Origin of the sequence: Devosia oryziradicis, assembly GCF_016698645.1 — a bacterium.
In the GTDB taxonomy this organism is placed as follows: domain Bacteria; phylum Pseudomonadota; class Alphaproteobacteria; order Rhizobiales; family Devosiaceae; genus Devosia; species Devosia oryziradicis.
In genome coordinates this window covers 756,409-775,131 of sequence record NZ_CP068047.1, presented here as the reverse complement: position 1 = coordinate 775,131, position 18,723 = coordinate 756,409, and the positions used below count along the sequence as shown (strand labels likewise).

The following is an 18,723-nucleotide window of genomic DNA, read 5'->3' as shown; positions in this document are numbered from 1 at the left end:
GCATGAACCAACCAAGGGAGAGCTAACCAATGTCTGATTTTCGTCCCAAGGGCGGCGTTACGCCCTATCTGAACGTCGATGGCGCCCGCAAGGCGCTCGAATTCTACAAGGCCGCCTTCGGCGGCATCGAGCGCGAAACCATACCTGCCGAAAACAGCGACAAGCTGATGCACAGCCAGATCGACATCAATGGCAGCCCGGTCTTCGTCTGCGACTTCTTTCCCGACTATGGCTTTGCCCCCGTCGCCCCGCAGGGCTTCAACATGCACATTCATGTCGACGACGCCCAGAAGTGGTGGGACCGCGCCGTCGCCGCCGGCTGCGAAATCACCTCGCCGCTCAAGACCGAATTCTGGGGCGACATCTACGGCCAGGTGCGTGATCCATTCGGCGTGACCTGGGCCATCGGGCAGAGCGTGAAGCAGGGCTAGGGACACGGCCGTTCTTCTCAAACATGGTGTCATCCCGACCTTGAGCCGGGATCCATCTTGAGATCCCAGGATGAGCCCGGGCTTTCGCCGGGGTGACATCGCGTTTGAGGCAGCAGGTGTGCGCCGCCCTAAGCCCTCATTCACCCCTTCGCGCTATCCTGCCCGCCATGGCCGACAAGCTCAGCACCTACCGCGCCAAGCGCGACTTTGCCCGCACCAGTGAACCGGCAGGCGCCATTGGCAGCGGCAGCAATCGCTTCGTCATCCACAAGCATCACGCCACGGCCGACCATTACGACCTGCGCCTCGAGCTCGATGGCGTGCTCAAGAGCTGGGCCGTGCCCAAGGGGCCCTCGCTCAATCCGGCCGACAAGCGCTTCGCCGCTCGCACGGAAGACCATCCTATCGAATATATCGACTTCGAGGCCGTGATCCCCGAGGGCGAATATGGCGGCGGACCGATGATCGTCTGGGACACCGGCACCTGGGCGCCGATGGAAGACCCGCATGAAGGCCTCGCCAAGGGCGCTTTCAAGTTTCGCCTGGTCGGGGAAAAACTCCGCGGCGGCTGGATGCTCGCCCGCCTCAAGGGCAAGCCGGAGGATAAAGGCAAGGAGAGCTGGATCCTGTTCAAGGAACGGGACACGTTCATGTCGACCACCGAGGATATCCTCCAGACCCGGCCCGAAAGCGTCAAGACCGGCCGGCTGATCGAGGAGCTGGTCGCCCCACCGCCACCACCGACCGCGCCGCTCAAGAAGACGACGAAGCCCCAGCCGGCCAAGCTGGCCGGCGCGATCAAGGCACCATTGCCCGCAACCGCGGAGCTGCAGCTCGCCTCGCCAGCCGACAAGGTGCCGCGTGCCGATGGCGGCTATCTGCACGAGATCAAGTTCGACGGCTATCGCACACTGGCCTTCGTTGAGGGCACAACGACCCGCCTGATCACCCGCGGCGGGCTCGACTGGACCAGGCGCTACGGCGACCTGCCGGAGGCCTTCGCGGCGCTCGGGGTCAAGGATGCCATTATCGACGGCGAGATCGTCGTGCTCGACAACAAGGGCATCAGCCGCTTCGGCATGCTCCAGGACGCGCTATCATCAGGCGCTGGCAACAGGCTGGTCTTCTATGCCTTCGACCTGCTCCATCTCGACGGCTGGGATCTTCGCGCCGCGCCGCTGGTCAAGCGCAAGGCCCTGCTGGCGCAACTGTTGTCCGGCCACGTAACACCTCGCTCGGCCATTCAGTATTCCGACCATGTCGAAGGCGACGGCCAGCCGCTCCTCGACATGGCGTCCGAGCAGGGTCTCGAGGGCATTGTCAGCAAGCGCAGCGATGCCCGGTATAGCGCCGGCCGTTCCTCCACCTGGCTCAAGGTCAAGGCGCTCAAGCTCGGCGATTTCGTCATCGCCGGTTATAGCGAGAGCGCGGCCAACGGCGGCATCGGCGCCCTGGCCATGGGCGAATGGGTCGAGGGCGAGCTGGTCTACCGCGGCAAGGTCGGCACCGGCTTTGATGCAGCGACGATGAAGTCCATGGTCGACCGCCTCGCCCAGTTGCGCATCGATGACAAGCTCGAAGGCGCACCCAAGGAAATCATCGCGGTACGGCCCATCCTCACCGGCCGCGTGCAGTATGCCACCATGACGTCAGACGGCATGCTGCGCCACGCCGTATTCAAGGGCCTGCGCCAGGCCGAGCTGACGACGCCGATTTCAGCACCGGTCAAGCGCATCATTTCCGATGCCGACCTGGCCGGCATCTGGGTCACCAACCCGACCCGCCGGCTGTTCGGCAAGTCCGGCCCGACCAAGCTCGATATCGCGGTCTATTACGCCGCGGTGGGCGACTACATGCTGCCGCACCTGTTCAACCGGCCGGTCTCGCTGTTCCGCTGCCCCACCGGCAAGCCGGGTGACTGCTTCTTCCAGCGCCACCCCTTTACCGGCATGCCGACGACCCTCAAGAGCTTCGAGACGCAGAATTCGGAAGGCGAAAGCCAGGTCTATATCTCGGTCGAAGACGCTAAGGGTTATCTGGCGCTGGCCCAGTTCGGTGTCATCGAATTCCACGCCTGGGGCACCCATGCCAGCCATATCGACAAGCCGGACCGGGTGATCTTCGACCTCGATCCGGGCGAGGGCATCGCCTGGCGCGACGTGGTCAACGCGGCCGTGCACCTGCGTGGCGAACTCGAGGGCATGGGGCTCAAGCCTTTCGTCAAGACGTCGGGCGGCAAGGGCGTCCACATCGTCGTGCCGACCACGAAAAAGCTGACCTGGAAGCAGGCCCACGCCGCCTGTGCGACGATCGCGGTGGCCTTGGCCAAGACGGGCAAGGACACCTTCACCACCACGATGGGCGAACAGAACCGCAAGGGCCGCATCTTCATCGACTATCACCGCAATGCCAGGAGCGCGACCGCCGTCGCCGCCTATTCGTTGCGGGCCCGGCCGCACTTGCCGGCATCGACCCCAATAGACTGGCGCGATCTGGAGTCCATCGACTCTCCGGAGGACCTGAATTACTCTACTCTTCCGGGTTTATTAACCACGGCAGGTGACCCCTGGGCCGACATTAACGAGTCAGCACGGGATCTGGCGCCATGAGTATTTGTTTTTCGTCGATAGTATTTGCGTAGGAGGCGACAATGGCACCAAGGGCAAGTTGGAAAGGCCATATTCGACTGAGCCTGGTCAGCTGCGCGGTCAAGATGTTCCCGGCGACATCGACGTCCGAGCGCATCAGCTTCAACCAGCTGCACAAGGACACCCATAATCGCATCAACATGAAGCCGGTCGACCCCGAACTGGGCCTGGTCGAGCGATCCGACCTGGTGCGTGGCTACGAATACGAAGACAAGCAATACATCATCATCGAGGACTCCGACCTCGACGCCGTCCGCATCGAATCCAACCACACGCTCAACATCGAGGCCTTTGTCGACGAGAGCGAAGTGGACGTGATCTACCAGGACGCCCCCTATTACCTGGCCCCTGACGGCGCCATGGCCGAGGAAACCTTCGTGGTGTTGCGCGAAGCCATGCGCAAGGCCGGCAAGGTCGCCATTGCCCGCCTGGTGCTGTCGAGCCGCGAACGCGTCGTCACCATCGGCGCCCGCGAAAACGGCATGTTCGTCACCACCCTGCGCAACCCCAATGAGGTGCGCGGCACGGCCGAATATTTCGGCAATGTCCCAGTGGGCAAGCCGGATCCCGAAATGCTCGACCTGGCGCAGAAGCTGATCGAGCAGAAGGTCACCCACTTCGATCCCAAGGCCTATGAGGACCGCTATGAAGTGGCGCTGATGGCCATGATCAAGGAAAAGCTCAAGGGTCACAAACCAATCATTGCAGCGGCGCCCGAACGCGGCAATGTTATCAACCTGATGGATGCGCTCAAGGCCAGCCTCGGCGAAGCCAAGCCGGCGGCTCCCAGCAAGGCCAAGGCCCCGGCTGCACCCAAGGAATCGGCCGCAAAGGCATCGCTCAAGGCCGCCCTCGAGGCATCCAAGGCCGCAGCACCAAAGGCGGCATCGAAGAAGAAGGCCTAAACCATGCGAGCAAGCGGGGAGAGCTACGGCGTTATCGGCGCCCTGCAGGCCTTCCCGCTCCGCCTTGCCACCCGCCGTGTCCAGGCGCTGGGCGGACGTCTCCACCGCAACATCACCCGCGGCACCACCGCGGCGGTGCTGGGTCGCAAGCTGCTGGCCAGCAAGACGCAGGCAAACATCGAGCAAGCAGTCAGCAATGCGCGAGAAAAAGCCGTGCCATTGCTGAGCGAAAACGGCTTCCTGCGCCTGCTGCGCAGCCTGTCGCCCGTCCCGACGGCGAACATTACCCGCCAGTCCATGCTCGACCAGTCCCGCCTCGATGGCGATACGCTGGACCTGCTGGCCCTGTTCGACGCCTTCGAACATCACGCCGAGCCCTTTTCGTTTCGCGACGTGATCCTCGCCAAGAAATATGCCGGGCTGGTCGCGTCGGGCGCCAGCTGGAGCGCCATTGCCCGCTCGGTGCACCAGATCGGCCCGGTCGGTTCACTGACCGCGTTGACGCTCCAGGCTGATGGTCCGGCCCGCATCGTGACCAAGGATGCCCATTCCCTCGCCGAGCTTGATGGCCAGCGCCTCCTGCCGCTGCCCGAAGTGGACGAGGATGCCGAGGACTATTTCGGCGCTGCCGAAGCCGCGGAGGCCGCACAGCTTTTCGCTGAGGCCGCCACGCTTTACCAACATTGCGCCACCATGGACCCGACCGACGCGGTGGCTGCATTCAATTTCGGCAACTGCCTGCGCGCGCTGGGTCATCTGCCCGAAGCCGCCACGGCCTATATTACCGCCATCAAGCGCGACCCCGAATTCGTCGAGGCCTGGTTCAACCATGGCGGCGTGCTGCGCGACATGGGCCGCATCCAGGCCGCCCGCGAGCATCTGGGGCGGGCCGTCGCCATCGATCCCAGCTATGCCGACGCCATCTACAACCTGGCGGCGCTTGAATATGACGCACATGACCTCGGCGCTGCGCGGCAATGGTGGCTTCGGTACCTGGAACTGGATGGCACCAGCGACTGGGCCCGGCGCGCGCGGGCAGGCGTGGGGCTCGCCAACCGGATGCTGAACAAGGCGGGCTGATGCTTGAACGTCGCCTCAAGCCCGAGGGTGACGACCGGTAAGTCGGCGGCTAGAGTGGGCAAAACCACGGACTCTTTCATGCCCACCAACTTCCTCTTCGACGGCCCCGAAGACGCGCGGGTGACGATCCTCCTCGCGCATGGCGCCGGGGCACCGATGGATTCGGCGTCCATGAACGCCACGACCAAGGCCCTGGCGGCGCAAGGTTTCCGCGTGGCGCGCTTCGAGTTCGGCTACATGGCCGGCCGCCGCACCGAAATTGGCAAAAAGCCGCCGCCGCGGGCCGACAAGGTCATGCCCGAATTCATCGCCGCGGTGGATGATCTGGGGCCTACGAACGGCCCCCTGGTGATCGGCGGCAAATCCATGGGCGGCCGCGTCGCCAGCATGGTGGCCGATGCACTGTTCGATGCAGGCCGCATCGCGGGCCTTGTTTGCCTGGGCTATCCGTTCCATCCACCGGGCAAGCCGGAAACCCTGCGCACCGCCCATCTGGCGGCGCTCAGGACTCCAACCATGATCTTCCATGGCACCCGCGACGAATTCGGCTCACCTGAGGAAATCGCCAGCTACACCCTGTCGCCGGCGATCACGGTGCAGTTCCTCGAAGACGGCGACCATGATCTCAAGCCGCGCAAGGCGTTGAGCGGCTTCTCCACCGGCGACCATCTCAAGACCATCGCCCAGTCGATCGACGACTGGATGCAGCGTCCCGCCAAGTGAATTGAAGCGACGTGAAGATCGCCACCTACAATATCAACGGCATCAACAAGCGCCTGCCCAACCTGATGGCCTGGCTGGCCGATGCAGCGCCGGACGTAGTGTGCCTGCAGGAACTCAAGGCTACCGACCGGCAGTTTCCGGCCACGGCATTGGCCGATGCCGGCTATGGCGCGGTGTGGCGCGGGGAATCGAGCTGGAATGGCGTTGCCATCCTCGCCAAGGGCAGCGAGCCGGTGCTGACGCAGGCCGAATTGCCTGGCGACCCGGACGACAAACAGGCCCGCTACATCGAGGCAGCGGTCAATGGCGTACTCGTCGCCTGCCTCTATGCCCCCAATGGCAATCCGCAGCCCGGGCCAAAATTCGCCTATAAGCTGAGCTGGATGGAGCGCTTTCTCGACCATGCCCAAGGGCTGTGGGACACCGGACTGCCCGTCGTCCTGGCGGGAGACTACAATATCGTGCCAACCCAGGCCGACATGTACGAAACCACATCCTACCGCGACAATGCGCTCGTCCAGCCGGAGAGCCGCGCGCTCTATACGCGGCTGTTGGCACAGGGCTGGACCGATGCGATCCGCAAGAAGCATCCCGACGAAACCGTCTACACATTCTGGGACTACATGCGGAACCGCTGGCCCCGCAATGCCGGCCTCCGTCTCGACCACCTGCTGCTCAGCAAGGCACTGGCGCGCAAGCTGACTGCCGCCGGGGTCGATCGCGATGTGCGGGGCGAGGAAGGGGCCAGCGATCACGCGCCCGCCTGGATCACGCTGCGCGGATAGCAGGCCGCAAGGACAAAAGCCCGGCACGCGCCGGGCTTCTGCGAATTCTGGCAGCGGCCCTTACGGGGCCATCTGGAAATCCTTGGGGCCATCGAAGTTCGGCTTCGGATCGGGGTTGTTATCGGGCGCCATCTGGAAATCCTTCGGGCCGTCGAAGTTCGGCTTGGGGTCATTGGGCGCGTCCTGGATATCCTTGGGGCCGTCGAAGTTTGGCTTCGGATCAGGATTGTTGTTCGGGGCATCCTTGATGTCCTTGGGACCCTGCAGGCCACCGCCGCCATTGCCACCACCATTGCCGCCGCCATTGCCGGAATTGCCGCTGCTGGAGGGCTCATAGCCGGCCTGCAGGGTGCCGATGACGCGGATCACGTCGATCTGGCGCTCGATGCCGGGCCACTGGCAAACGGCTTGGCGGTCGTCGAAATATTCGCAGGCCACCGGCACGCTCGGGGTCTGGCAGCTGACAACCGCACCCTCCAGCGCGAAGGCGCCGCCATGGTTCTCGCAGCGATACTGGAAGCCTTCGAGCGAGCTGCTCATCAGGCGGGTTGCAGCCTGGCTCGGTGCGGTCGATGCGGCGATCGACAGCAGGGCGGCGGCAAGCGAAATGGTCAGTGAAACAGTCTTGGTCATAATCATTTTCCTCTTCTGGCATCCGTTGGGGACGCGCTGGTTCTTGATGAGGCGGTAATAGCCAGCCCGGTTTCACGCTGGCGTGAACCCCGCGTTTAGGTCGCGTTCATCTCGCCTGCGCCACCGGGCCAGCTGACACGACGCTGACAGGCAACGTTATCCCTTTGACATATAATGAAAAAATCGCGACGAACGGGAACGAGCTAGGCGGCCGATCATTTTGGTCTCACCCATTCGACATGGAGAAATCAAAAATGAAAAAACTGCTGATTTGTGTTTCCGCCCTGGCTCTGCTGGGCACGCCCGCCATCTCTTATGCCCAGTCGACCAATGCTGACGCCGATGCCGGCGCCGTTGTCGGCGGCACCGCCGGCGGCGCGACTGGCGCAGTGGTTGGTGGACTGATCTTCGGGCCGATCGGCGCGGTGATCGGTGGCTTTACCGGCGCCACGATCGGCGCTTCGGCAGGCGTCGAGGCGTCCTCGGTCGAGTATGTCCGGCTCAATCCCACCACTCCGGTGGTGATCGATGGTGACATCGACGTCGGCTACGTAGTCCCCGCCGAGATCGAACTCCATGCCATCGAGGGCGATGCGACCTACGGTTACTTCTACACCAATGATCGCGTGTATTTCGTCAACCTGAGCGACCGCACGGTCGTCTATTCGCCCGGTATCGTGGTGGCTGCCACCAACTGATCCGCCAGCGGCCGCCCTCCGGGGCGGCCGTTTCTATTGCGGGGGCGCGCCAGAAACGAGGAATGTCATGCTAAAATCCCGCCTTCTCGCCGGCGTGGCGCTTGCCACGCTCTGCCTGCCCATTGCCGCCCTGTCACCCGGCCTGCCCCTGGGCAGCGTCGCGGCCCAGGCCCAATCCGCCAGTGTCAGCTTCAACCTGTTCTTCGATCAGTTGGAGCCGCATGGCGTATGGGTGCGGCATGCCCGCTACAATTATGTGTTCTGCCCCACCGGCGTCGACGCCAGCTGGCGCCCTTACAGTCACGGCCGCTGGCTCTACCTGCAGGATCGCGGCTGGTATTTCGCTTCCGATGAACCCTTTGCGTGGGCGACCTATCACTATGGCCGCTGGTTTGCCGACCGCACCCTGGGCTGGTGCTGGGTCCCTGGTACCAAGTGGGCTCCGGCCTGGGTCAGCTGGCGCCGCAGCGACTCGGTGATCGGCTGGGCGCCGCTGCCGCCAGAAAACGATGGCTACGCCATTTCGATCGAGGTTTCGCGCCGCGACCTACCCGAAGGCTACTGGGTCTTCGTACCGACCGAGCGTTTTGTCGAGCCGGACCTGTCGGTCAACATCGTCATCGGCAGCCAGCAGCCCGACTATTTCGCCCAGACCCAGTTCCTGGGTCCGGTCGTCGTCCAGGGTGACCTCGTCATCAACAACGTGATCGAGGTCAATTATATCGAGCAGGCCACGGGCCAGCAGGTCATCGCCTACCAGCCCGAAGCCGCAGATGCCCCCGGAGCGCAGGCCGTCGATGTCGATGCCCAGGCCATCGTGGTTTTCGACCAGGACCTGGCCGAACCGACCGACGAAGTTGCACCACCTGAAGCCGTGGAAGAGGCGGACGCCGCCGCAACCATCGAGTCCGAGGGCGGCACTGCCGGCGCGACGGCCGAATTGCCGGCCGAGACCGATGCATCTGTAGAAGCCCCGCCGGCCGAGGCGACTCCGACCAGCGACGCTTCGGCAGAGCAGCCGGCAGCCGGTTCTGATGCCCCTGCCGCAGGGGAAGAGGCCGCTCCCGCCACGCCTGCCGAGCCGGAGGCTGAAGATGCCGAGACACCGGACAGCGCAGAACCGGCGACCGAGGCAGAACCCGCCGATGCGGAGGCGACGCCCGCCGAGGACGACCTGCTTTGCGCTCCCGAAGTCATGGTGGACGGCAAGTGCCCGCCGCTTGCCGAGGATGAGGCGACGCAGCCCGAGGCAGCACCTGCCCAGCCCGAAGAGGCAGCGCCTGCCGAGCAGCCCGAGGCAGCTCCAGCACCTGAAGCTGAGGCACCCGCCGAACCAGCCGCTGAACCGGCTGCCGAGCCTGCACCCGCCGCCGAGCCTGAAGCGGCGCCTGAGCCTGAGCCGGAGGCCGCCCCCGCGGCCGAGCCTGCCCCCGAAGCGGAAGCAGCCCCTGCCGAACCCGAGGCCGCTCCCGGCAAGAAACCACCCTGCCCACCCGAGGTGATGGTGGACGGCCAGTGCCCGCCGCTCCCCGACGCGCAACCCGCACAGCAGTAAGCCAGAAGGGGCGGCCCCAGAGCCGCCCCTTTCATTGCCCGTCTATTCCCGACCCAAGCTTACGGTTCGATAACAACTCGCAACGGCAGATTTTAACTTTAAATTTCAAAGCCTTACGCAACCCAACTGCGGCAAATGGCGTTGTTTGGGCAAAGCAAATACGGAGGCACAAATGCCAGTCGAACGCGAAACAATCATCGAACGTAGCCCCAGCGAAACCGTCGTTGTCGGCGGCGGCAATCCCTTCGGCATCATCGGGGCCATCGTGGCAGCCGTGATTGCTGTGTTGCTGATCCTCTGGCTGGCCAATGGCGGCATCTCCAGCAATGGCGACAACGTCAATGTCGACCTGCCCAACGTTACCGTGACCCAGTAGGCCACGGCTTCCCCCTAACGATCGCGTGGCCCGCCGGGTGCGCATTGAGGTCAGAGAAAATGATTACGCTCATCATGTTCGCCATCTCAATTTCGGCTTGCTGCGCCGCCGCCGCCGGGCTTATCGCCAGCGCGCAAAACCAGGCCGAAGACATCCGGTCGATGGCCGGCCTGGATACCCAGCAGCCCCAGGGCTAGCTGCCCTGGGCGGGTGGCGATTGGTAAGCCAATGGCAGGCGCAACGTCACGATCAACCCGCCGATCTGGGCGCGGCTAAAGCTCATGCTGCCGTGGTTGATGTCGAGAATTTCCCCCGCAATAGCTAGGCCAAGCCCGGAGCCGGGCAGTGTCTCGTCAAGACGCCGCCCCCGCACCCCCAGCAGTTGCAACTGCTCCTGGGGTATGCCCGGGCCATCATCGCAGATTTCGATCACGGCCTCGCCGGCCTCACGCGCGGTCCGCACCGTTACCCGGCTGGAGGCCCACTTTGCAGCATTCTCGAGAGTGACGCCCACCAGTTCCATCAGGTCCTGCCGGTGGATATCGACCCAGCAATCGTCGGCAAGTTCGGCGATCCAGTGCAGGCCCTCCCCCCGACCGGTTTTCTTGAGGACCGTCAGCGTTCGGATCACCGCCGTGTTGAGCGAGGACCGCGCGGCATGCGCCGACGTGCGTACCCGCAGGGCCGCCAGCCGCAGCTGATAGTCGATGCGCTCGGACATTTCCAAGGTGAGGTCCTGCAGCAGGTCCGCATCGGCATCGCCGCCTTTTTCCCGCAACCTGTCGGCAATGCCGTCGACCGCCGCCAGCGGCGTCTTGAGGCCATGCGCCAGATCGGCCGCGCGGGCCCGCGCCCGTTCCATCATGGTGTCGCGGGCCTCCAGCAGGCCGTTTACCTCCTGCACGAGCGGATCGAGCTCGGACGCAAACCGCCCCTCGAGCCGGCCGGTATCACCGCGCCTGACCGATTCGATGGCTGTCCGGACGCCCCGGATCGGCGCCAGGCCCAGCTTGATCTGCAGCCACGCGGCCAGGATGATGAGGCCACCCAACAACAGCAATACGCGTGACAGATCGCGGCCGAACCGCAGCGTCGTCTCGTGCAGGGGGCCGTGGTCCTGCCCGACCGTCACCAGGTAGGCGCGTTTTCCTTCATTGCCCTGGATTTCGAGCCGGCGCGAAAGCAAGAGAAGATGCTGGCCATCGGGGCCATTTTCATAGTGCACGCTGGACTCACTGGGCTTGGCATCCAGCACCACGTCCCACAGGGATCGCGAACGGGCGATCTCGCCATTATCGAGGGCCTCGATCTGCCAGTAGCGCCCGCCGAAGGGGGTCGCATAACGCGGATCGGGCAGCGGCACGCTGACGCTCGGCACCGGCGTTTCCGGCACGATGACCGCGGCGAGCCTGGACATGGCAGCTTCCATGTCCTCCCGGCTCATCCGCTCGATATTGACGCTGAACAGATACTGCAAGGCCAGGCCGGCTGCGATCAGGGAGGCCACCACCCAGACGACGGCCAGCGCCATCATGCGCAGGCGCAACGAGCGGAGTTTCAAAATCCGTCACCCAGCGCATAGCCAAAGCCACGGCGGGTCTTGATGACATCGGCCCCGAGGCGCTTGCGGACGCGCGCCACCAGCACTTCGACCGCATTGGAATCGCGCTCATAGTCCTGGTTGTAGATGTGCTCGGTAATCTCGAGCTGCGACACCACCTGTCCCCGCCGATGCACCAGGTAGGAGATCAGCTTGAACTCCTGGGGCGTGAGGTCCATCGGAACACCATCCTCGGTAACCTCCATGGTGCGCAGGTCGAGCAGATATTTGCCGAAGGGGATCCTTGAGGTGGCCAGGCCATTGGCCCGCCGCACCAGCGCCCGCAGCCGCGCCACGATTTCCTGCACGTGGAAGGGTTTGACGACATAGTCGTCGGCCCCCGCTTCGATGCCGTCGACGCGCTCTTCCCACTGCCCCCGCGCGGTCAGGATCAGCACCGGGGTGGTTCGTCCGGCACTGCGCCAGCGCTTGAGGATTGTTAGGCCGTCGATCTGCGGCAGGCCCAGATCGAGCACGATGGCGTCAAAGGGTTCGGTATCGCCGCGAAACCAGGCGATCTCCCCATCCCGTTCGCGCTCCACGCCAAAGCCGGCCTTGCTGAGCGAGGTCTCGAGAGTCTCGGCAATCCGGTTGTCGTCTTCGGCAATCAGCACCCGCATCGCGCGCCTTGCTCCATGTGAGGCTATCGGGACGCCATGTGGCTCGGCGAGCCATCAAGCGAGCATTCTCTCCTGCCTCAATAGTCTCCCCTCGCTTACAGAACGCTGACGGGACCCGTCACGGTTCCCTCACCCCATGGCTGTTAATGGTAGGCGCGTTGACGTCCGTGATCCCATGCCGTTCCCGACCGTCACAGCCCCGTGTGCCCGGCATCGGCAGCCACCGCCCCCCGCGTTGCCGATGCCGGCATAACGCCATCCCGACCAAGGTCAGGCTGGCGGCAGCTGATATCCCGGGGTCGACATCGACAAGGCCAATTCCTCCGCATCCATATCGGCTTGGATGGCTTCGAACAGCGGCGTCGTCATGTAGCGCTCGCCGGTATCGGGCAGCATGCAGAGGATAACCGAGCCCGGCGCGGCGCGCTCGGCTACCTGCTGCGCCACCGCAAAGGTCGATCCACCCGAAATGCCGGTGAGAATGCCTTCCTTCTGCGCCAGGCGCCTGGCCCATTCCATCCCATCCGGCCCGGCGACCGGAATCAGTTCGTCATATCCGCCGCCGTCGACAGCTTCCTGCAGCACCAGGGGAATGAAGTCCGGCGTCCAGCCCTGGATCGGGTGTGGCGTGAAAGCCGGATGGCTGGCCGTCGGCGTACCCTCGGCGCTGCGTTCCTGCGCCTGGCCGCTGCCCAGCAGTTGCGCATTGGCCGGCTCGCTGAGAATGATCCTGGTTTCCGGACGCTCCCGGCGCAGTACGCGCGACAGGCCCGTCACCGTGCCGCCCGTGCCATAGCCGGTCACGACATAGTCGAGCCGCGACCCGGCAAAGTCGTTGATGATCTCGCGCGCCGTGGTGGCCTCATGAATATCGGCATTGGCACTGGTCTCGAACTGGCGCGCCAGGAACCAGCCATTGGCCTCAGCCAATTCGACAGCCTTGTTATACATGCCCAGGCCCTTTTGCGCCCGCGGGGTCAGCACCACCTTGGCGCCCAGCATGCGCATCAGCTTGCGCCGCTCGATGGAAAAGCTGTCGGCCATGGTCACGACGAGCGGATAGCCCTTCTGCGCACACACCATGGCCAGGCCAATGCCGGTATTGCCGCTGGTGGCCTCCACCACGGTCTGTCCCGGCTTGAGCGCGCCGCTGCGCTCGGCCGCCTCGATGATATTGAGCGCCAGCCGGTCCTTGACCGAACTCGCCGGGTTGAAGAACTCTGCCTTCACATAGATCGTGACACCCGGCACGCTCAGATTGTTGATGCGGATCGTCGGCGTATCGCCCACCGTCTCGACGATGCTCTCGTAAAGCCGTCCCCGTCCCTTGGTCGTTCTTGTCTCTGACGCCATCTTGCCTCTCCCTTGCAACTGGAAACCCATCCTACATCCAACCGACCCAGGCGGAAGTACGTAAACGCGACGGCGATGCAGCATCCACATCTACCCAAGTCCGCGGTTGCTCACCGCGAGGACGCGAACTTCGTGCTTTTTGCCGTCGCGGTCCGTCCACGTCATCGACTGACCGGCACGGAGGCCCAGAAGCAAGATTCCGGGTGGAGAGAGGATGGAGAGGCCATTGGGTCCGACGTCGTCCGGATATGATAGCGAGACGTATCGGACGTCTCCGCCGTCGATGCGCGCGACCACTTCGGAGCCCATGCGCACCACATCGGTCGGCAAGGCGTCGTCGGGCACTACCGCGGCGCGACCCAGCTCGTAGAGCAGGTCGTCCGCCTGGTCCGCGGTGTGGCCGATGCCACCCAAGGCAAGGACCACCAGCGCATGGCGGTCCGCTTCTCCTACCATGATGGGCGGGAGAACTGGTCCGAACAATCCCATTTCAACCTCCAACTAGGCCGCGCTTGGCCCCGGGTCATCGTCATCGCCGAAGCGGGACGCAGTGCCCACGAAGGCGGCGGATGCAACGACCTGTGGCCGATGGACCCACTCCTGGAGCGACACGATCTTGAGCCCGCCTGCGGCGCGCGGTCGTCCCGCCTGGTACGGCACGGCGTCGATCACGATGAGTTCGGACGAGCCGTCAGGACGAAGAGCCCGCACAGCTTGCCCGACCGCAGCACCGATCAGGGCCACGCCCCTGGGGGACGCCAAGGTCAGGGTCATGCCGTAGACGGCCTCGCTCGGGCCTCCGACGATCGTTCGTTCTTCCGCCAGTCCGGTCCCCACGCGAAAGCGGACGCGGCTATGGAGCGCCACCACTCCTGCTGGCAGGTCCTCGGGGAACACCACCGTCGCATCGGCGAGCTTGCGCCTTATCTGCTCGTAGCCACCCGGAAACGGCTCCCCCCAATCGTGGACGAGGCTCTCGAGCAGGGTGAGATCTCGAGCTGTGAGTATGACGGCATTGCCATCGGTCATGATGATCTCCGAAACAGAAGGTAAGGGCTGGCTACCCCTGGTCCGGATGCTTGTGCTTAGCGGACCAGGGGCGCCGACCGGTATTGGCGGAGCCTGCTTTGACTGTGCGGCATCGCTATTGGACCTCGACCGGTGCCTGATGAGGCTGGTGGACTGCCAGGACCGTGAGCGCGTGCCGTCGCCCGTCGCGGGCCTCCCAGGTGATGGACTGACCGGTCCGCAAGCCGATCAGGGCAGCGCCGACGGGTGTCAGCACCGAGATCCTGCCCTCGGAAATGTCGGCAGCAACCGGAAACACCAGCGTCACCTCGATTTCGTCATCCCTTTCGGTTCGGTACCGGACCCTGGAGCCCATCCGCACGACGTCGCCAGGAACCTTGACGTCGGCCACCACATGGGCGCGATCCATTTCGGCCCACAGGCTTTCCGCCGCGCTTCCGTTACCGGAAACGGCCAGCGCAAGAAGCTGCTGGTGCTCGGACCGGCCAACCGTGATCCGGGGTCTAAGCGTGTGAGTGCGCATGGTCTGCCTCCGCATGTACTGGCGCGGGCGAGCCGATGAAGCCCGCCTGATGGTGGTGATGATGTGATGTGGAATGATCCCTAACCCTAAGCCTGGCGTGCGATTACGCACGCAAGCCTAGGGGCAACTATCCTTCGACCGGTGTCGCCCGGCGAGCAATCGCGTGGAGGATGTTGAAAAACGGGTTCATGCGCTCAAGATAGGCGGGGAAAAAATTAAGTCAAGCAGACGTGCCGCGGAGCAAGCCAGCCGGTCCTTGTCCGTAAGAGATTTCAGGTATCGAATTTCCCTTCGTAGAACATTTCGCTTGCTTGGTTCGAAATGAAATGCCGTGCGCGGGCGAAGCGATCTATACTTCAGACTACAGTCTGAGCCGCGACATTACTTGCCAATCTAGCAAAACGCCTGCCGGTAGGCACGGACGGCCGCCATGACGAAAGTGCGTTCGCGCAACTTGCGGGGCGTCACATCGACGCCTTGTCTAGCGCAGTCGCGTGTTCCAGAGTGCCATTTTCCCAAAAGAGGAACGATCGCTGCTGTCCGTTGCTATCCCCCTGGCCCTGTCCGCGCTGTGCTTGCTGCCGATCTTGTCGTGCGTGGTGGTCATTGCGCTGCCGCGGGCAGATACGAATATCTCGGCCTGGATCGCGGGCAGCGTGGCAGCGGTCCTTGCCATCGTTACGATCGCCCTGTTTCCCCAGGTCGCGGGTGGTGGCGCGGTGGTGCACCGCATCGAATGGATCCCCCAGCTGGGCCTCAACCTGACGCTGCGCATGGATGGCCTGGCATGGCTGTTCTCCATCCTCATCACGGTGATCGGCCTGCTGGTCGTGGCCTATGCCCGCTACTACATGTCGCCCAAGGATCCGATCGCCCGGTTCTTCTCGCTACTGCTGGCCTTCATGGGTGCCATGCTTGGGTTGGTCCTGTCGGGCAATATCATCCAGCTGGCCATCTATTGGGAGCTGACCAGCCTCGTCTCGTTCCTGCTCATCGGCTACTGGTACCACCGCAGCGACGCCCGCGACGGCGCTCGCATGGCGCTGATCCTGACCGGGGCAGGCGGACTGGCGCTGCTGGTGGCCATGATGCTGATTGGCCACATAGTGGGTAGCTACGAACTGGATGTCGTGTTGGCATCGGGCGACCGCATCGTCGAGAGTCCGCTCTATCCGCTGACACTGATGCTGTTCCTGTTCGCGGCTTTCACCAAGAGCGCGCAGTTTCCGTTCCAGTTCTGGCTGCCCAATGCCATGGCGGCCCCGACCCCGGTGTCCGCCTACCTCCATTCGGCCACCATGGTGAAGGCCGGCGTTTTCCTGATGACCCGTTTCTGGCCCGTCATGTCCGATTCGGACCTTTGGTTCTGGGTCGTGACCTATACGGGGCTGGTGACCCTCATCTTCGGTGCCTATAGCGCGTTGTTCCAACGCGACCTCAAGGGACTGCTGGCCTATTCGACCATCTCCCATCTGGGATTGATCACGACGCTGCTGGGCATGGGAACGCCCCTGGCGGCCGTAGCCGCCATCTTCCACATCGCCAACCACGCTACATTCAAGGCCTCGCTGTTCATGGCCGTCGGCATCATCGACCATGAGGCCGGCACCCGCGACATTCGTAAGCTCAGCGGCTTGCGCAAATACCTGCCGTTCACGGGAGCCCTCGCCATTATCGCCAGCGGCGCCATGGCGGGCGTTCCGTTGCTCAACGGGTTCCTCTCCAAGGAGATGTTCTTCACCGAGACGGCCGAGTTCGACCCCAACGGCTTCGTCAACCTTTCGCTGCCCATCGGCGCCACCATCGCCGGCATGCTGGCCGTCGCTTATTCCATCAAGTTCGTGCATGGCGTGTTCTTCGGCCCGCCGCCCACCGAACTCGACCGGGTACCGCACGAGCCCCCTGCCCTGATGCGCCGGCCCATCGAGATTTTGGTGCTGGCATGCCTTGCGGTCGGCATGATCCCGGGTCTGACGATCGGTCCCTATCTGGCGGCAGCGGTCCAATCGGTGCTGGGCGAGGAAACGCCCTATTACAGTCTCGCCGTGTGGCATGGGTTTAACCTGCCGCTCGTGATGAGCGTGGTCGCCCTGGTGGGCGGCGCGGTCATCTACGTCCCTTATTTTCGGCGGCTGAGAGACATCGAGGGGGTGCCGTTTTTCCGTCGGTTGAAGGGCCAGCGCGTCTTCGAGCGATTGCTGGTGACCGCAACGGGACGATGGGCCGCCAAGGTCGTGAAGGTGTTCGGGACCGCAAGGCTCCAGCCCCAGATCCTGATCGTGATCCTGGTGGCCCTGGCGGCCGGCGTCGGTGCCGGCTGGGCGCGCCTGGGCAGCCTGCCGCTGCCGGACAGTCTCGATCCGGTACTGGGCCTGGTCTGGCTGCTGGGCGGCCTCAGCGCAATCGGGGCGGCTCACCAGGCCAAGTTTCACCGGCTTGCTGCCATGATCCTGATGGGGGGAGCGGGCCTGGCGACATGCTTGACCTTCGCGTGGTTCTCCGCGCCGGACCTGGCCCTGACACAGTTGCTGGTCGAGATCGCGACCACCGTCCTTATCCTGCTCGGCCTGCGCTGGCTGCCAAAGCGACTGCCCAAGGCCGAGGATGCCGGCTGGCGCATTCGTCTCCGCCGGGTGCGGGACGTCGGCCTTGCACTGCTCGCCGGCACCGGCGCTGCAATAGCCAGCTACGCGATCATGACCCGCCCCGCGCCCTCTGGCATCTCGGATTTCTTTGTGGCCAATGCCTATAGCCAGGGGGGTGGCACCAATGTCGTCAACGTGATGCTCGTCGACTTTCGCGGTTTCGATACCATGGGCGAAATCACGGTGCTGGGGGTCGTGGCGCTGACCGTGTTCGGGCTGCTGCGCCGCTTCCGGCCGGCGGTCGACAGCGCCGAGCCACCCGAGCAGCAGCGCGCGCTGGATGAGCGTCCCGACCGACATGCGGTCGATGATTTCCTCAGGATCCCTGCCGTCATCATGAACTGGATTTTCCCGGCCGTGGTGGTCATGGCCATCTACATGTTCCTGCGCGGCCATGACCTGCCGGGGGGTGGCTTCATCGCGGGCATCATCATGTCGCTCGCCTTCGTGATGCAATACATGGCCGGCGGCACGCGTTGGGTGGAGGACCGTCTGCGGGTGCGGCCGCTGGCGTGGATCGCTCTGGGCCTGTCGCTGGCCATGCTGACGGGAATGGGCGCCATGTTGTTCGGTGCCCCCTTCCTGACCTCGGCTTTCGCCTATGCCGACATCCCCCTCATCGGCAAGGTGCCGATGGCCAGCGCCCTGCTGTTTGACCTGGGCGTATTTGCGCTGGTGGTGGGCGCCACCGTCCTGATGTTGATCGCCCTGGCACACCAATCCATCCGCAAGCCCAAGCCGGCCGCCAAAGTCCGGCCGCTGGTCCGCGAGGGGGCAGGCAAATGGAGTTGACCCTGTCCCTCGCCATCGGGGTGCTCATGGCTTCGGGCGTTTACCTGATCCTGCGTCCACGAACGTTCCAGGTCATCATCGGCCTGTCCATGATGTCCTATGCGGTCAATCTGTTCCTGCTCGCCATGGGCCGGCTCCGCATGGACGCCGCTCCGATCCTCACCACGCCGGCTGGCGCGGTGACCGACTATGCCGATCCGGTGCCGCAGGCCCTTGTGCTTACCGCAATCGTCATCGGTTTTGCCATGACCGCCCTTTTCCTGGTGGTGCTCCTGGCGGCGCGCGGTCTCAGCGGCAGCGACCATGTCGACGGCCGGGAGAATTGAC

The 18,723-nt window shown here is 64.2% G+C and carries 19 protein-coding genes; 12 read left to right on the top strand and 7 right to left on the bottom strand.

From position 1 onward, the window contains the following. The first annotated feature begins 29 nt into the window (after positions 1 to 29). The 6 genes from JI749_RS03880 to JI749_RS03855 all read left to right on the top strand — a co-directional run bounded on the left by JI749_RS03880 (position 30) and on the right by JI749_RS03855 (position 6,572). Positions 30 to 431 carry a VOC family protein gene (locus tag JI749_RS03880; RefSeq protein ID WP_201659369.1) on the top strand — a complete coding sequence of 134 codons (402 nt, stop codon included), beginning with the start codon at positions 30 to 32 and terminating at the stop codon, positions 429 to 431. 167 nt (positions 432 to 598) lie between these two features. After that, a complete protein-coding gene (gene ligD / locus JI749_RS03875; protein WP_201659366.1) occupies positions 599 to 3,040 on the top strand; it encodes a DNA ligase D in 2,442 nt (813 codons plus the stop codon). A 41-nt stretch (positions 3,041 to 3,081) separates the two neighbouring features. Next, positions 3,082 to 3,984, top strand: coding sequence for a non-homologous end joining protein Ku (ku, locus tag JI749_RS03870; protein WP_201659363.1), 903 nt, complete (start codon positions 3,082 to 3,084; stop codon positions 3,982 to 3,984). Between the two features lie 3 nt (positions 3,985 to 3,987). Then, positions 3,988 to 5,064 carry a tetratricopeptide repeat protein gene (locus JI749_RS03865; protein ID WP_201659347.1) on the top strand — a complete coding sequence of 359 codons (1,077 nt, stop codon included), beginning with the start codon at positions 3,988 to 3,990 and terminating at the stop codon, positions 5,062 to 5,064. 78 nt (positions 5,065 to 5,142) lie between these two features. Further along, positions 5,143 to 5,787 (top strand): alpha/beta hydrolase family protein, encoded by a 645-nt coding sequence (locus JI749_RS03860; protein WP_201659344.1) that lies wholly within the window; start codon positions 5,143 to 5,145, stop codon positions 5,785 to 5,787. An 11-nt stretch (positions 5,788 to 5,798) separates the two neighbouring features. After that, a complete protein-coding gene (locus JI749_RS03855) occupies positions 5,799 to 6,572 on the top strand; it encodes an exodeoxyribonuclease III (protein WP_201659341.1) in 774 nt (257 codons plus the stop codon). Between the two features lie 60 nt (positions 6,573 to 6,632). On the opposite strand, the gene JI749_RS03850 is transcribed toward JI749_RS03855, so the two are convergent. Further along, positions 6,633 to 7,205 carry a hypothetical protein gene (locus JI749_RS03850; RefSeq protein ID WP_201659338.1) on the bottom strand — a complete coding sequence of 191 codons (573 nt, stop codon included), beginning with the start codon at positions 7,203 to 7,205 and terminating at the stop codon, positions 6,633 to 6,635. A 254-nt stretch (positions 7,206 to 7,459) separates the two neighbouring features. Here JI749_RS03850 and JI749_RS03845 point away from each other — a divergent pair, with 254 nt between their 5' ends. From JI749_RS03845 to JI749_RS03830, 4 genes are all read left to right on the top strand, one after another. Beyond that, on the top strand, positions 7,460 to 7,903 hold the full coding sequence (locus JI749_RS03845; RefSeq protein ID WP_201659334.1) for a DUF1236 domain-containing protein: 444 nt from the start codon (positions 7,460 to 7,462) through the stop codon (positions 7,901 to 7,903). Positions 7,904 to 7,970: 67 nt separating this feature from the next. After that, on the top strand, positions 7,971 to 9,458 hold the full coding sequence (locus JI749_RS03840; RefSeq protein ID WP_201659331.1) for a DUF6600 domain-containing protein: 1,488 nt from the start codon (positions 7,971 to 7,973) through the stop codon (positions 9,456 to 9,458). A gap of 172 nt (positions 9,459 to 9,630) precedes the next feature. Continuing rightward, a complete protein-coding gene (locus tag JI749_RS03835) occupies positions 9,631 to 9,834 on the top strand; it encodes a hypothetical protein (protein ID WP_201659330.1) in 204 nt (67 codons plus the stop codon). 59 nt (positions 9,835 to 9,893) lie between these two features. Beyond that, a complete protein-coding gene (locus JI749_RS03830; RefSeq protein WP_201659327.1) occupies positions 9,894 to 10,031 on the top strand; it encodes a hypothetical protein in 138 nt (45 codons plus the stop codon). On the opposite strand, the gene JI749_RS03825 is transcribed toward JI749_RS03830, so the two are convergent. The 6 genes from JI749_RS03825 to rnk all read right to left on the bottom strand — a co-directional run bounded on the left by JI749_RS03825 (position 10,028) and on the right by rnk (position 14,959). Further along, positions 10,028 to 11,395, bottom strand: a complete 1,368-nt coding sequence (locus JI749_RS03825) for a sensor histidine kinase (protein WP_201659324.1) — start codon at positions 11,393 to 11,395, stop codon at positions 10,028 to 10,030. The genes JI749_RS03830 and JI749_RS03825 overlap by 4 nt on opposite strands. Next, positions 11,392 to 12,054, bottom strand: coding sequence for a response regulator transcription factor (locus tag JI749_RS03820; protein ID WP_201659321.1), 663 nt, complete (start codon positions 12,052 to 12,054; stop codon positions 11,392 to 11,394). Before JI749_RS03820 ends, JI749_RS03825 begins: the two co-directional genes overlap by 4 nt. A 270-nt stretch (positions 12,055 to 12,324) precedes the next feature. Continuing rightward, positions 12,325 to 13,407 carry a PLP-dependent cysteine synthase family protein gene (locus tag JI749_RS03815; RefSeq protein ID WP_201659318.1) on the bottom strand — a complete coding sequence of 361 codons (1,083 nt, stop codon included), beginning with the start codon at positions 13,405 to 13,407 and terminating at the stop codon, positions 12,325 to 12,327. Between the two features lie 90 nt (positions 13,408 to 13,497). Next, positions 13,498 to 13,896 (bottom strand): GreA/GreB family elongation factor, encoded by a 399-nt coding sequence (locus JI749_RS03810; protein ID WP_201659302.1) that lies wholly within the window; start codon positions 13,894 to 13,896, stop codon positions 13,498 to 13,500. Between the two features lie 12 nt (positions 13,897 to 13,908). Then, complete coding sequence (locus tag JI749_RS03805; RefSeq protein ID WP_201659298.1) at positions 13,909 to 14,436, bottom strand: GreA/GreB family elongation factor; 528 nt, start codon at positions 14,434 to 14,436, stop codon at positions 13,909 to 13,911. Positions 14,437 to 14,551: 115 nt separating this feature from the next. Beyond that, complete coding sequence (gene rnk, locus JI749_RS03800; RefSeq protein ID WP_201659295.1) at positions 14,552 to 14,959, bottom strand: nucleoside diphosphate kinase regulator; 408 nt, start codon at positions 14,957 to 14,959, stop codon at positions 14,552 to 14,554. A gap of 548 nt (positions 14,960 to 15,507) precedes the next feature. On the opposite strand from rnk, the gene JI749_RS03795 reads away from it, so the two are divergent. Next, a complete protein-coding gene (locus tag JI749_RS03795) occupies positions 15,508 to 18,396 on the top strand; it encodes a monovalent cation/H+ antiporter subunit A (protein ID WP_407644921.1) in 2,889 nt (962 codons plus the stop codon). Beyond that, positions 18,387 to 18,722 (top strand): Na+/H+ antiporter subunit C, encoded by a 336-nt coding sequence (locus JI749_RS03790; RefSeq protein WP_201659289.1) that lies wholly within the window; start codon positions 18,387 to 18,389, stop codon positions 18,720 to 18,722. Before JI749_RS03795 ends, JI749_RS03790 begins: the two co-directional genes overlap by 10 nt. Position 18,723 lies beyond the last annotated feature (1 nt).